The sequence below is a fragment of the Gemmatimonadota bacterium genome (genome assembly GCA_009835325.1).
Lineage (GTDB): Bacteria > JAAXHH01 > JAAXHH01 > JAAXHH01 > JAAXHH01 > JAAXHH01.
This window is the reverse complement of the sequence record VXWP01000091.1, coordinates 41,708-54,709: the sequence shown is the minus strand read 5'-3', so window position 1 is coordinate 54,709 and position 13,002 is coordinate 41,708. Positions and strand designations below refer to the sequence as shown.

The following is a 13,002-nucleotide window of genomic DNA, read 5'->3' as shown; positions in this document are numbered from 1 at the left end:
ATTTGTGACTTACGTGCCCGCCCGCCCATCACATCTGCCCGCCCTCGGGCACGAGGGGCTCGTCGTACGCCACGATCAGCTCGACTTGGTGCAGCACGCGGACGCCGCCCATTCCGGTGAATCGCTCTTCCAGCACGACCTCGACCTCGTTCTTGCCTTCGCGAACCAGATCGTGGGGCAGATCGAAAGTGAACCAGAAGTGGGTCAGGATGCGTTCCGGAAGACCGCTTCTCGCGGCCGTGTAGGAGATGATGCCGCCGTAATGGTGCGTGCTATCTGACGGCGTGACGGTTTCACCGTTGAACCGGAAGGAGATATCGTCCTCCGGGCAGCAGTGCCCGATGCGCACGCCCAGCGTCACGTCTTTGAGCTCGCCGTCGTCCCGGGCATCGGCCAGCCGGTCTCCGACCAGGAACGGTACCCGGGCGGGCGCCTCTTCTTCAAGGTCCACGGGTAGAAATCGCTCGGGAGCGTGCGGTTCCGCGTCGGGTTCCCGGTGTGTCGGGAAATAGTGTTTCTTCTTCCTGAGGTGGATATCCGGATCGGCCATCTCGCGAAAGACCTGGTATTCGCGTTCGGTGTGCGGCCAGGGCAGGTCCGACAGGTACAGGCCGTCCGCTCTCATGGCACGGTAATTGGCCGCCGCGGCCCGGTACATCTCGATGGTCGGCAGGTGGTGCCGGTCGTCGTACGGCGACCGTCCCAGCATGGGGTAGACCGGTGTCTCCGATGCGGAGGCCGCATTGACCACCCAACCGATGGGCATCTCCTGGTCGAAGAGGAAGCTCTCGGTCCAGGGAATGACGATATCCAGGAGACCTTCCTCGAGCCAGGTACGCACGTCCATGCCCAGGGCGAGGTTTGCTTCCTCGGTAGCACGCACCCGTGCGGCCAAACATAACGACTCGCCGCGCCCGTCCCCGAGGCGATCGAGCAGTTGCCTGATCTCCCGCATGAATCCCGTAAGCATCGGCGCTTTCTCCCGCGCCTCCGAGGGTTTGAAGAACACGCCCATGTAGGGATCGAACTCCAGCCCGTCCATGCCGTACCGGACGCACACCTCCTCGATGACGCCAAGCCGCTCGGCCCGCACCTCATTGCGGGTGTAGTCCGCGCAGCCGGCCGCCCGGGGGTAGTCGGGATGGTTTTCGCCGATCATGACCTCCGGGTGCTCCCGCTTGAGACGGCCCAGCATGTAGGGGTTATCGTCGTCCGGAGAAGTGGGCTCGGTCATCCGCAGGCTGCCCAGTATGCGACGTCCCTTCTCGTGCGCCCGTTCCACCGCCACAGTGAGCGGATCGATACCCGCCTCAAGCGCCAGGTTCAGGTTCTTTGTCGCCCACCACCACATCATGCTCATGTTGTGCTCTTCGACGCCTTCTCCCCACTTCAGGCCGGCCTTCGTGCCGTGGAGAAACGTCTCGCCGGAACCCAGGCCGTAGACCAGGGTATCCACGTCGGTTCCCAGGATCTCGTCCACGGGCTGCTGCCACTGGTGCAGGCTCATCGGGGGTTCGTAGCGGTAGATGCTGTAATGGCGCGCGTCGTTGTAATGGATCAGCTTCGGTTTTCGCATGTTTACTCGCTCTGGTTAAACGGCTTCCGGCCTTTCCGATCTGAAGTGGATACGCTTACCATCGTTCAATTGTACAATTGTACAATATCCAGGTCCGCAGCAACCAAGTCCGCAAGCGACCAAGTCCGACCGCGCGCGGCCCTTTACTGCTCGTTACTTCTCTAGCACAACGCCTTCGCGCTCGATGCGGGCGAACATCTCCCGGTACGCATCGGTGCCGTCATCGTCCCAGTACTCGGTGGTTATGGGCGCATCGTAGCTCATGGGGACCATACCGCGCCGCCGGTCGGGACGCACCATGAAGATGGAATCCTTCGGGTCGGCGATGTTGTACATCCGGGCGCCGTTCTCGTACCGCGACCGGATGATCCACCTATCCTGGCGCGGCAGCTCGAGTCGCTTGAGCCGCTCCAGTTCTTCGCGGTCCAGCGTGACACCGAGCCCGGGCGTCTCCGGCACCCGCACGAACCCGTTGACGGGCTCCAGCTTTTCCATGACCACGTCGTGCTTCAAGGTTTCCGTCGCGCTGATGAAATGGAAGTTCGCCGACGGGAAGGCCGCCGTCATGTGGGCGGTCATGGCCCGGGTGATGTTCCCTCCCACGTTCTGAAGCATGAAGGGACTGTTATCCGCAGCGAACAGGCCTGCCCGCCGCACCGCCTCGCCGATCGGCTGATGCCCCAGCATATACGCGTCCGCGGGTTTCATCAGGACTTCGTAGGTTGCCCCCATGGGGAAATGATGCAGGACGACGGGCAGCCCGGTGCGCTTGCGCAGTTCGATGTAGCCCTGGATGTCCCCCGGCGGCAGGGGGTCTTCGAAGCAGCCAGCCACCGTGAACCGTTCCAGCTTGTCCAGAAGTTCGGGCATGTGGTCGTCGGTGCCGTGCATGGTGAAATCGTAATGGATCCTGAACCCCTCCGGCGCTGCCGCCTGCATCGCCTCGGTCTGGTCCATGACGTTCTCGAAGGGCGAGAGATGGTACTTCATCCAGGTGTAGCCACGCGCCGAGTACTCGTGCACCGCTTCGGCCATGCGGTCCGGGTGTGTGGACACGGTCCAGCTCCCCACCGGTACCCAGGACCTGACTTTTTGTCCGAACAGCTTATAGACCGGCACGCCGGCGGCCTTGCCCATCAGGTCGTACATCGCCGTGCCCAGCGCCAGGGAGGTCTCGTCCCCGATCCAGTCGAAGGGGTTTGTCCCGATGTACCTGTCGACCACCTCCTCCGGTTCCGCGTCATGCCCTTCGCCCAATCCGACGAGCCCGTCGTCGGTATGGGCGACGTAGACCGTCCGCTTCGCAGGCCCGTAGAAATGATTGAGCTGGTAAGCGATCCAGTCCTCGTATTCGAGGGTGATCTCGTGTGCCTCGATCTCGATGACCTTCATGGATTGTTCCTCTGTTTGCTGCTACGCGCCGTTTTCCTTAAGCGCGTCTATCAATGGACCCGATATGTCTTTCAGAGACTGTAATGAATATTCCGTACGCGCACGGCCGGCGAGATCCCGGGGATAGACCACGAGATGTCTGTCGTCCGTGTATCTTGGAAATACATGCCAGTGAACGTGCGGCACTTCCTGAAACGCCGCGGGACCATTCGACTGCCAGATCGACAATCCATCAGGCTTGTAAACTTGGCGAATCGCCCGGGCGACTTTACAGACTGTGCTGGCAAGCGCTGAGGCAGTGTCCTTGTCCAGGTCGTAGATCTGCTCGATGTGATTCCTGGGTACGACCAGGACGTGCCCTTCGTTGCTCTGGCGAAGATCCAGAAACGCCATGGTAGATTCATCTTCGAAAACGGTCGCGGAATCCAGTTCGCCGCTGATGATGCGGCAAAATACACAGTCGTTGTCACGTACCATCGCGGACCTCTTCCGCATTGCTCCGACCGGCCCGTCCAGCGTGCCGCGCTTTCGCTTTCAAGGTCCTCCGCCTGTTCTTTTCTTCCGCCTTTTGCCTTTTCTTCTCATCCTTCAGCTCACGCTCCTTAACCGCATCCGCATACTGTGCTCGACTCTTCCGCACTTTGTCCAGCCACTCCTGGCGGGTGGCAAGGATCTCCGGACTGCTGCTGGTCCCATAGCTCAGTTGGTTCAGAAAGTCGATGACTTCGTTCGGCTTTCCGGCGATGAGATCGCGTGCTCCCGGCCCGGTCAGACCGCCTTCCAGTTCCCAGTGATACCGGTGGATCAGGGTATCTATGAGGATTAGTTTTTCCTGTGGTGATCTCGCAACCTTGTACTTCTTCACGTATTCCTTCAGGAAGGCGGTCATGCCGGACGCAATCAGGTGTTTGCCCTGAAACGACTTCTGGTATTCCGTCCAAGTCAGTTCCCAGTTGCAGGATTCGCAACGAAGCTGAAACGCAGGGTCGAAGTCGTGTGGGATCTCGCGCTGGCAGAGCGGACAACTCGCGAGGCCGCTGTTCGCTTTCCTGGCACGGAAGATATGCTCTATTCTCACAAGCAGACCGATCCCCACATCGTCGATCAGTACTTCTTCACAGATCCCGAGGGCTTCTTTCTTGTATAACTCGGCGATCTTGTGTCGCGGAACGCGTCCCGCCCAGGTTGGCCGGTCGTGTCGTACTTTGGTCATGGGTCAGTTCAGTTAAGCACTCAGGATTTCGATAGCACGCCAATGTAGCCGGCACCACCGGAGTCCAGGAATTCCTCTACACGCCAGCCTGTGTCATTGAGAATCTGCGCCATCTCCTCCTTCGACACGAAGAGATAGTCAAACCATGGCGTCTTCAGATGCTTGAAACGAGCTCGAATACGTACCTGGCCGGACATCCTTCCTCTACTTCTGTTTTCTTTGTGATACGCTCTGTGAACCGACTCTGTTGTTAAATAGGGATCTCGTGATTCTGCAATGATTCGTGCTGTTGATGTAGTCATTCTGTGGAATCGTTTGACTAGCCTACTCGCTCGTTCACTGTTTTCTAAAGTACCGAAATTGCCTCCCAGCATCAGTATCGTATCAAAAACACCCAATGAGGCGCTGACCTGTGTAACCGACATTACCCTGCCGTGTCGTAATCCTCTGTTTCGTGAGACCTGGATCGCGCCTGGAGAGACGTCGATCGCCATGACAATAGAACCCCGGTCCTGACAGTAGATCGAGTGGCTGCCCGCACCGCAGCCTACGTCAAGCACACGGCCGCTTACATACTTCATCGCTGTAACGTGATGAGACGGCCAGTCTTCATACGATGTGAAGTACCGATTTCCGTAACCGGCTTCAATGAAACCATCGTCGCGTTCGATGATCTCCAATGATTCGTTACCTTGGAAGCAGCTTAGTAGAAGCTGTCCGAATGCGTCCTGGGACTTGTTCATCAGACTCCCAACTTGAGCCGGATAGATAACCAGCCACACCTCACTCCGGCAGATACAAATACAGATTATCCACCAACTGGGGCCGCGGCGCGGTGTCCTGGAGCCAGCGGTAGGGCTTGCTGATGATACCGACCTTGCCGTCCAGCTCGATGACCTGTGCTTCGTGCGTACCGATCCCTGTATCGATGACGTGCTCTTCCATGCGGCCGTCCCGGCTCAGATAGAGCAATTGCCGCGGTGGATGCGGCTTGGTCCAGTCTCCCCTGCCCATCTCGCCCACGTAGATGTCGGGCCGGCCGTCTCCATCGAAGTCGGCCACCTGCAGGGTGTGGGCGTCGAGCAACTGGTCATTCAGCACCTCGGCTTCCCAGGGCCGATCGACGTCCGATCCCGGTCTGAACAGCGCCAGCCGTCCGTAAGTCTGGCCGATGTCCAGGGCCACCTCGCAGAGGGCGATTTCCACACGGCCGTCACCGTCGAAATCCGCCGCCCGGACACGTACGCCGCCATAACCTTCGGCGAAGATGTGCCGCTCCCATTCACCGTTGGGCAGCAAGCGATACCACGAAGTCCCGGCGATGAGTTCCAGCCGCCCGTCTCCGTCCACGTCGGCGGCCACGAAGTCCTGTTCGCTCACGCCGGTGGCCACCATGCGGACACCCGGCCATGGAGACACATATGGATCCTCGGGCACCGGCACCGAGAAGATCGTCCCGGCATCGGGGTTCCATACGTACAACTCGTACCGACCGTCGCCGTCGATATCCGCAACCAGCAGGTCGTGGATTCGGCTATGAGGAAGTTCGAAGACAACGCGCCGGGTCCATCGCCGGGCGGGATCGTCGGGGCATTCCCACCAGAATACGTGGTTGCCCCGATCACTGGTGCCGGAGATCAGGTCGAGCTTCCCGTTCCCGGTGAGGTCCACAAGGGCGGTGCCGACACTGATGCTCGGAAACGCGTCATCCATCAGGTGAGGCGCCCACGTGCCCTGATCCGTCCTGCCGAACCAGTGGAGTCCGTCCGGATTGCGTGTGGCGATGACGAATTCCTGCACGCCGTCGCCATCGAGGTCCCCCACCACGCAGTCCATGCGCTCGGCGGGGCCGCCTTCGTAGATGGTGTGACGACGGAATACGGGAGCTTCAGGCATAAAGCGGCCTCAAGTTTTATAAAGGGTGAACGCCGGCCTTCGACTACTCAACCCCACGCCGTGCGCAGCGTCCGGACCCAGTTGCCGTGCATGATGTCGGCGATGTCGGTCTCCGAGTAGCCGCGGCTGTCGAGTATGGCGGGGATCTTGCGCAGGTCGGCGATGGTCTCCATATCGGACGGGCACTGTTCCTTGCCGTAGCCGCCGTCCAGGTCGGTGCCGATGGCGGCGTGGCGCGCGCTCCCGGTCAGCTGGCAGACATGGTCGATGTGGTCCACCACGGTTTCGAAGGTGATGGCCGAATTGTCCATGGCGACCGGGTCCCACAGGGGGGATATCATCCAGATGTCCATGGCCGTACCGATGACGCCGCCGCGATCGGCCAGGGCCCTGATCTGCCTGTCGTCGAGTTGGCGGTCGTGGTCGCACAGGGCCCGGCAGCAGTTGTGGGTGGCCAGCACGGGGCCGTTGAAGTGGTCCAGCGCTTCCCAGAAGGCCTGCTCGGCCAGGTGGCTCACGTCCAGGATGATCCCGGCCGTCTCCAGGGCTTCGAGCATGGGACGGCCCCGGGCTGTCAGGCCGCCGGGCGCCTGGGTCCCGTGGGCGTAGGAGCTGACCCCGTAGTGGCACAGGCTCACGACCCGCAAGCCCTCATCCCACCAATCAGGCACCTGCTCGGGCCCCACGATGCCGTCCGCCCCTTCCATGCTGAGGACAAACCCCAGCGGGGTCGTCTGGGGGTCCTTTTCCCATGCGGCCAGATGGTCGTCGAGTTCGGCCCGGTTGCGCACCTGGCGAAATACGCCTTTGGCTTCCATCAGCCGGTAGTAGGCCAGCTCGCCCATGCACCGGGCGTAGGCGATATCCTGGGTGCGCACGCCGGAGAAGCGCTTGCCCATCGAAGCGATCCGGCAGTTCACCGTAACAAACATGAGCCCGATCCCGCCGCGCCGCAGCTCCTCGAAATTCACCACGCCCAGGCCGCGGCCCTTCTGTCCCATGCCGGCTTCGGATTCGCGGATTTTGGCGATGGGCTGGAAGAGGTCCCGGTCCCATTCGAGGGCGTTGTAAGCGATGTCCAGGTGGGAATCGACGATCAGCATGGAGGTCCTCCCAAAGTCACGCCCTCGTAAACCGCGTGTAGAGGCAATACCGAATCAAGAAACTTGTACAAATCCGATCCGGAGGGTTACCTTGGATTCAAGGGAAGGCGTGCATCGACGAAAAAGCGCGCGAGAAAGGAAAGGCGCGCTTCAAAGGAACGGCAAACCGAGAATAGGAGATCGGGATGGCACCCGGACTGTTCGCCGCACTGGCGATCGTGCTGCTGGCGATGCTCGGTATCGGAGCGCGTTACTATGTCTTCGGTGATTTCAACGCCTTACACAGCCTGTTGAGTCTGTTTTTCTCGGCCAATCTGCTGGTTTGCTACTGGGAGATCTGCCTGTTCCTCAAACGAGATTATATCGAGGAACGCACCGAATACTGGCGCGCCCGGCAGCGCGAAACGGACCGAACGCCTGCTGTCGAGTTCCTTCTGACCAGGGTGCCGCTGAGGCGCATACTTGCCCCGACGGTCTGGGCGGATGTCTGGGCCACATACTCCCAGATCGACGGCTCGTACTCCGACCGCCGCACCTGGGGATTCAACGTCGACGTCGCGAACGGCTTTTTTACGCCGCTGCCGACCCTGGTCCTCTACGCGGCCCTGACCTTGAACATCATGCCGGCTGTCCTGGCCGGCATGCTCGGGCTGGTGCTTTCCTGGCAGTGGGCCTACGCCACGTCCGTCTACGGGGTCAGCTTCTTCATGGCCGGGCGGCATCGTCTCATCACCCGGACCGAGCTGCTTGGCTATGTCGGCGTCCTGAACGCACCCTGGGTGCTCTTCGGGCTGCTGGGCATGTACGTGTCGGCTCACCTGATCCTGGACGGCGACTACCGCGTGCTGGGCTACTGAACCGCGTCCTGCGCCGGGCATGCTGCGCGACTCCACGTCCCGCACACGCCAACCCTACGTCAGGTCGAACCGGTCCAGGTTCATCACCTTGGTCCAGGCTGCCACGAAGTCGTTCACGAACTTATCCCGACCATCGTCGCTTCCGTAGACCTCCGCATAGGCCCGAAGCTCGGAGTTCGAACCGAAGACCAGGTCCACCCGGGTGGCGGTCCACTTCACCTCGCCGGTCTGACCGTCGCGTCCCTCGTACACGTCATCCCCTTCGGACGTAGCGCTCCACGCGATATCCATGTCGAGGAGGTTCACGAAGAAGTCGTTGGTCAGCGTTCCCGGCCAGTCGGTAAGCACGCCGTGCTTCGACTGCCCGGTGTTGGCGTCCAGGGCGCGCAGGCCCCCGACGAGCGCCGTCATCTCGGGCGCGGTGAGGTTCAGCATGTACGACCGCTCCACCAGCAGGTCTTCCGGCTTGCCGTCCTGTCCGGCCTGGAGGTAGTTGCGGAACCCGTCCGCGGTGGGTTCGAGTACGGCGAAGGACTCTGCATCGGTCCATTCGTCCGTCGCGTCGGTGCGTCCCGGCATAAAAGGAACCTGCACACCATGACCGGCGTCCCGGGCAGCCTGTTCGATGCCCGCGCATCCGGCCAGGACGATCAGGTCGGCCAGAGAGACCCGCTTGCCGCCGGACTGTGCTTTGTTGAACTCCGCCTGGATCTGCTCGAGTTTTGGCAATACCTCGCCGAGGGCGGCCGGGTCGTTCACTTCCCAGTCCTTCTGCGGGGCGAGGCGGATGCGCGCGCCGTTCGCGCCGCCGCGCTTGTCCGTGCCGCGGTAGGATGACGCCGCAGCCCAGGCGGTCGAGACCATTCGGGAAACGGACAGACCGGAGGCCAGGACCTGCTCTTTCAGGGCGGCGACATCCTGCTCGTCGATCAATGCGTGATCGACCTCCGGAACGGGGTCTTGCCAGAGCAGCGGTTCCGCGGGAACCAGCGGACCGATATACCGGCTGCGGGGGCCCATGTCGCGGTGTAGCAGCTTGAACCACGCCCTGGCGAAGGCGTCTTCCAGGTCCGCCGGACGCTCGAGGAAGCGCTGGGTGATCGCCGCGTAGTCCGGGTCCTCCTTCAGGGACAGGTCCGTGGTGAGCATCATGGGGGCGTGCTTCTTCGAAGGATCATGGGCGTCCGGCACGTTGGCCACCTCGGAGGCGTTCGCGGGCGTATACTGCGATTTGCCCGCGGGACTCTTCGTCAGCTCCCACTCGTGGCCGTAGAGGTTCTCGACGAACTCGTTGTCCCACTTCACCGGGTTGCTGGTCCATGCGCCTTCCAGGCCGCTGGTGATCGTATCGCCGGCCTTTCCGCTTCCGTGGCTGCTCTTCCAACCGAGACCCTGCTGATGAATACAGGCGCCCTCCGGCTCGGGACCGACATGGTCCTCGGGACCGGCGCCGTGGGCCTTGCCGAAGGTATGTCCGCCGGCGATCAAGGCGACCGTCTCCTCGTCGTTCATCGCCATGTTCTTGAAGGTCTGGCGGATGTACTGCGCCGCCAGGGCCGGGTCCGGATTGCCGTTCGGTCCTTCCGGGTTCACGTAGATCAGGCCCATGTGGTCCGCCCCGAGGGGGCACTTGAGCTCCCCGTCTTCGCTGTGGCGCTGGTCGTCGAGCCACGTCGTCTCCGAGCCCCAGTCCGTCTCGTCCGCCTCCCACACGTCCGGGCGGCCGAAGGCGAAACCGAAGGTCTTGAACCCCATGGATTCGAGCGCGCAGTTGCCGGCGAAGATGAGCAAGTCGGCCCAGGAGAGATTCCGGCCGTATTTCTTCTTGATGGGCCAGAGCAGGCGACGCGCCTTGTCCAGGTTCCCGTTGTCCGGCCAGCTGTTGAGCGGCGCGAAGCGCTGGTGGCCGGAACCGCCGCCGCCCCGTCCATCAAAGATGCGGTAGGTGCCTGCGGCGTGCCAGGTCATGCGGATGAAAAGCGGTCCGTAGTGGCCGTAATCGGCGGGCCACCAGTCCTGCGAGGTGGTCATCACCGCTTCGATGTCTTTGCGAAGCGCATCGACGTCGAGGTCCTTGACCGCCTCGGCGTAGTCGAATTCCTCGTCCATGGGGTCGGATTGCGGCGCGTTCCGGCGCAACGGCTTCAGGTCCAATTGATCCGGCCACCAGGTCTGGTTGGTCGTCATTTCGTTCCTCCATTTACGTGTGCGGGAAGATGGTAAAACCTATGAGATTCGATGCTTGTCTGAAATCGGAACTTACAGCTAGGAAAAATACCGAAATCACCTGTGCTCAGGCAAGAGGAATATGGGAGAAAATGAACGCTTTTAGGGAACCACTCTGCCGTAAATTCGTCTTGATGATTAAGCGGGGATTTTGCAGGTTAAAATAAGGTTCCGGTTGATCCGTCCAGGGCACGGACACCATGCCGTCCAAGGCGCGACATCATCCAGGCTCGACAGCATCCAGGACACGATAACATGCGATCTTTCGATACTTCAACCAGTCGCTGCAAAAGCTACGTTCTGCCGATCGTTGCGGCCCTTGTCATTACCAGCGTCTTCGCCGGCTGTGACGGCGACACGGACCCGACAGGACCCGGCCCGGACGGGCAGGAGTACATCGAGACCCGGGTCGTTACCGTCGGTCCCACCCTGGCCAAATGCTACGGCGTGGGCCTGCGGACCTGCATGGTGGTCGACGGCGGTTTTTTCTACGATGCGATCGAAGGTTTCGAGTACGAGACCGGCTATACCTATCGCCTCCGGATCGGAAAATACGATCCATGGGGCGGGCGTGAGCCGCCGCAGGACGCCAGCCGGTACGCCTACCGGTTGCTGGAGCAGCTGGAGAAGAACCCGGCACCTTCCACGGCGGTCACCCTGACGGTAGGTCCCGCGCGCGTTGTATGCGCCCGCAGTGACGACTTCTGTCCGGTGGTGAATGGCGTGCCGTACGACGACACCATCAACGACTTCGACTACGAGGCCGGCTATCACTATGTCCTCGAGGCGAACCGGTATAACGATGGACGGTACGTCCTGACGAGCGTGGTCTCGAAGACCAGGGCGCAAGGAATTGAGGAAGAAGAGATCACCATCGATTGGGGCCGGGTCGATTGCGGCGACGGCCATCCCGGGTTCTGCAAGGTCTATAGCGGCGTTCCCTACCGAGGAGAGATCGTGGGCTTCCACCCGAGGCACGAATTCAACTACCGCCTGCGCGTCGAGAAGTTCAGCATGTCTCCCGAAGGTATGAACGGCATGGACGGAACACCCGGCGGTATGACCGGATCACCCCTGGTTCCGGCTTACGGCTATCGCTGGCTGGAGACGCTGGAGGAAACGCAGGGAGGTTGATCACGCGGCACGTTATCGGTTGCCGGGGCGCGCGTCGCGAAAAGTCGAAAGGCGGTTGATCACGCCATTTCAATGAGGTGTTCATGTTAACCGACGAACAGGTAATACAGTACCGGGAAGACGGGTTTCTCGTTTTTGAATCCCTGATACAGGGCGAGCGACTGGCCTGGTACAAGCAGGTATTCGATGAACTTGTCACACAGGGCAGCCGGTTGAATGAGCAGACCCCGCACTGGTCACTCGAGCTGGACGAAGGCGGCGAACCCAGGGCGGGTCTGCTGCACAAAGTCCAGGGCGTATGCGTGGTCGACGACCGCGTGCTGGAACTGGCGCGGGAACCGGCGATTGTAGACCGCGTGGCTGAGTTGATCGGCGAGAATCTCGACGTGTTCGGCACCAAGTTCTTTCCGAAGTTGCCCGATGGCGGCACGTCGACGGGCTGGCACCAGGACAATTTCTATTTCGGGACCGATACGGATCGCATCGTCAGTTGCGGGATCTACCTGGAAGATGCGGACGTGGAGAACGGTTGCCTGCGGGTGGTGCCGCGCAGCCACCGGATCGGTGAGATCGTCGAGCACCGCAGTGAGCTAAGCAGGCATGGCAGCTGGACAAAGGTCGATGAAGCCCAAGCCGTGGACCTGGTTATACCCGCGGGCACGGTCGTGCTGTTTTCCGCCAATCTCCTGCACGGCGCCTACGACAACCACAGCAGCCGCACCCGCTACAGCACGGCATGGCATTACATGCCCGAAGAACTCAATCCCGAGAAGTTCCTCAAAGGAGTTTACGAAGACCGGCACGTGGCGAGAAAGGTTTAAGCGCAGGAGGGTTTAAGCGCGCTCTGACGAATGTAACCTCGAAGGGCTCATCTATCTCATTTCCGCAGGACACACTTGAAATCTGACTTCTTCAATTCTGGACTCACCACCTGAAATGAAGATGCTTCCAGTTCTGCCATGAGATCTTCGGCGAAGAAGAAGTGCAGAAACTGGGGCGCTCCCAGCACGAATCCGTCTCCCTCCTCAAGGGTCTCGTAATCGGGAGCGAACTTACGATGGTTGTCATCGTAGAGGTCTTCGTAACTCTCCAGTACGGAATCCAGGACCGTCTGCGAAAGAAAAACCTCGCCATGTGGACGTAACACGCGTGCGACCTCTTCAAGAAAAGCGATGCGTGACGCACGGTGCGGGACATAGCAGTAAACATTTACCATAAATGCAGCGGCAAATGAGGCGTCGGGGAAAGGCAGATTCGGCATCTCGTACTGTAGGAACGTCACGTCGACGCCTTCCGCTTCCGCGGTACGCCCTGCCTGTTCAATCTGTTTTTCGGCGACATCAATACCGGTGACGTCGTATCCCTGCCGCGCGAGTGCGAAGCATAATCGCCCTGTCGCGCATCCAATGTCCAGCAGGCGACTGTTTATCGGGTACTTTCCTGCGAACGCTTGTTCCGCTTCCCGGATACCGTTTTTCAGCTCGCCTTTTCGGATATCAAGTTCGTCAGGACCATTGTACTTGTCCTTTACGGAGTGCAGTAATCTCAGAGATTCCTGTGTGCTGCTGGAGGTCATTGGCGGCATCTCCTTGATGGCTGTCGGAA

The 13,002-nt window shown here is 60.8% G+C and carries 12 protein-coding genes; 3 read left to right on the top strand and 9 right to left on the bottom strand.

The window, feature by feature from the left end; genetic code table 11:
- Positions 1-28: 28 nt before the first annotated feature.
- From F4Z81_13010 to F4Z81_12980, 7 genes are all read right to left on the bottom strand, one after another.
- Positions 29-1,576, bottom strand: coding sequence for a hypothetical protein (locus F4Z81_13010; GenBank protein MXW05968.1), 1,548 nt, complete (start codon positions 1,574-1,576; stop codon positions 29-31).
- Positions 1,577-1,729: 153 nt separating this feature from the next.
- The gene (locus F4Z81_13005) at positions 1,730-2,968 is read right to left on the bottom strand and encodes a hypothetical protein (protein MXW05967.1); all 1,239 of its coding nucleotides are present in this window, start codon (positions 2,966-2,968) and stop codon (positions 1,730-1,732) included.
- A 21-nt stretch (positions 2,969-2,989) separates the two neighbouring features.
- A complete protein-coding gene (locus tag F4Z81_13000) occupies positions 2,990-3,463 on the bottom strand; it encodes an HIT family protein (protein ID MXW05966.1) in 474 nt (157 codons plus the stop codon).
- Positions 3,435-4,064, bottom strand: coding sequence for a hypothetical protein (locus tag F4Z81_12995; protein MXW05965.1), 630 nt, complete (start codon positions 4,062-4,064; stop codon positions 3,435-3,437). The genes F4Z81_13000 and F4Z81_12995 overlap by 29 nt, the downstream gene beginning before the upstream one ends.
- Before the next feature lie 137 nt (positions 4,065-4,201).
- Entirely contained in the window at positions 4,202-4,924 is a 723-nt protein-coding gene (locus F4Z81_12990) for a class I SAM-dependent methyltransferase (GenBank protein MXW05964.1), read from the bottom strand.
- A 40-nt stretch (positions 4,925-4,964) separates the two neighbouring features.
- A complete protein-coding gene (locus F4Z81_12985; GenBank protein MXW05963.1) occupies positions 4,965-6,077 on the bottom strand; it encodes a VCBS repeat-containing protein in 1,113 nt (370 codons plus the stop codon).
- Positions 6,078-6,124: 47 nt separating this feature from the next.
- Positions 6,125-7,180 carry a peptidase M19 gene (locus F4Z81_12980; protein ID MXW05962.1) on the bottom strand — a complete coding sequence of 352 codons (1,056 nt, stop codon included), beginning with the start codon at positions 7,178-7,180 and terminating at the stop codon, positions 6,125-6,127.
- 185 nt (positions 7,181-7,365) lie between these two features.
- Here F4Z81_12980 and F4Z81_12975 point away from each other — a divergent pair, with 185 nt between their 5' ends.
- Complete coding sequence (locus F4Z81_12975) at positions 7,366-8,037, top strand: hypothetical protein (protein MXW05961.1); 672 nt, start codon at positions 7,366-7,368, stop codon at positions 8,035-8,037.
- Between the two features lie 54 nt (positions 8,038-8,091).
- On the opposite strand, the gene katG is transcribed toward F4Z81_12975, so the two are convergent.
- Positions 8,092-10,224 carry a catalase/peroxidase HPI gene (gene katG / locus F4Z81_12970; protein ID MXW05960.1) on the bottom strand — a complete coding sequence of 711 codons (2,133 nt, stop codon included), beginning with the start codon at positions 10,222-10,224 and terminating at the stop codon, positions 8,092-8,094.
- Between the two features lie 294 nt (positions 10,225-10,518).
- Between katG and F4Z81_12965 the strand changes: the two genes are divergently transcribed.
- Positions 10,519-11,397 carry a DUF4377 domain-containing protein gene (locus F4Z81_12965; protein MXW05959.1) on the top strand — a complete coding sequence of 293 codons (879 nt, stop codon included), beginning with the start codon at positions 10,519-10,521 and terminating at the stop codon, positions 11,395-11,397.
- 83 nt (positions 11,398-11,480) lie between these two features.
- Positions 11,481-12,218 carry a phytanoyl-CoA dioxygenase family protein gene (locus tag F4Z81_12960; GenBank protein MXW05958.1) on the top strand — a complete coding sequence of 246 codons (738 nt, stop codon included), beginning with the start codon at positions 11,481-11,483 and terminating at the stop codon, positions 12,216-12,218.
- Positions 12,219-12,274: 56 nt separating this feature from the next.
- Here F4Z81_12960 and F4Z81_12955 read toward each other — a convergent pair whose 3' ends face one another.
- Positions 12,275-12,982 (bottom strand): class I SAM-dependent methyltransferase, encoded by a 708-nt coding sequence (locus F4Z81_12955; GenBank protein ID MXW05957.1) that lies wholly within the window; start codon positions 12,980-12,982, stop codon positions 12,275-12,277.
- Between the last annotated feature and the right edge of the window lie 20 nt (positions 12,983-13,002).

Bases quoted from the DNA above. Each gene is read 5' to 3' on its own strand.
- F4Z81_13010 (MXW05968.1), bottom strand. From the start codon at position 1,576: ATGCGAAAACCGAAGCTGATCCATTACAACGACGCGCGCCATTACAGC.
- F4Z81_13005 (MXW05967.1), bottom strand. From the start codon at position 2,968: ATGAAGGTCATCGAGATCGAGGCACACGAGATCACCCTCGAATACGAG.
- F4Z81_13000 (MXW05966.1), bottom strand. From the start codon at position 3,463: ATGCGGAAGAGGTCCGCGATGGTACGTGACAACGACTGTGTATTTTGC.
- F4Z81_12990 (MXW05964.1), bottom strand. From the start codon at position 4,924: ATGAACAAGTCCCAGGACGCATTCGGACAGCTTCTACTAAGCTGCTTC.
- F4Z81_12985 (MXW05963.1), bottom strand. From the start codon at position 6,077: ATGCCTGAAGCTCCCGTATTCCGTCGTCACACCATCTACGAAGGCGGC.
- F4Z81_12980 (MXW05962.1), bottom strand. From the start codon at position 7,180: ATGCTGATCGTCGATTCCCACCTGGACATCGCTTACAACGCCCTCGAA.
- F4Z81_12975 (MXW05961.1), top strand. From the start codon at position 7,366: ATGGCACCCGGACTGTTCGCCGCACTGGCGATCGTGCTGCTGGCGATG.
- katG (MXW05960.1), bottom strand. From the start codon at position 10,224: ATGACGACCAACCAGACCTGGTGGCCGGATCAATTGGACCTGAAGCCG.
- F4Z81_12965 (MXW05959.1), top strand. From the start codon at position 10,519: ATGCGATCTTTCGATACTTCAACCAGTCGCTGCAAAAGCTACGTTCTG.
- F4Z81_12960 (MXW05958.1), top strand. From the start codon at position 11,481: ATGTTAACCGACGAACAGGTAATACAGTACCGGGAAGACGGGTTTCTC.
- F4Z81_12955 (MXW05957.1), bottom strand. From the start codon at position 12,982: ATGCCGCCAATGACCTCCAGCAGCACACAGGAATCTCTGAGATTACTG.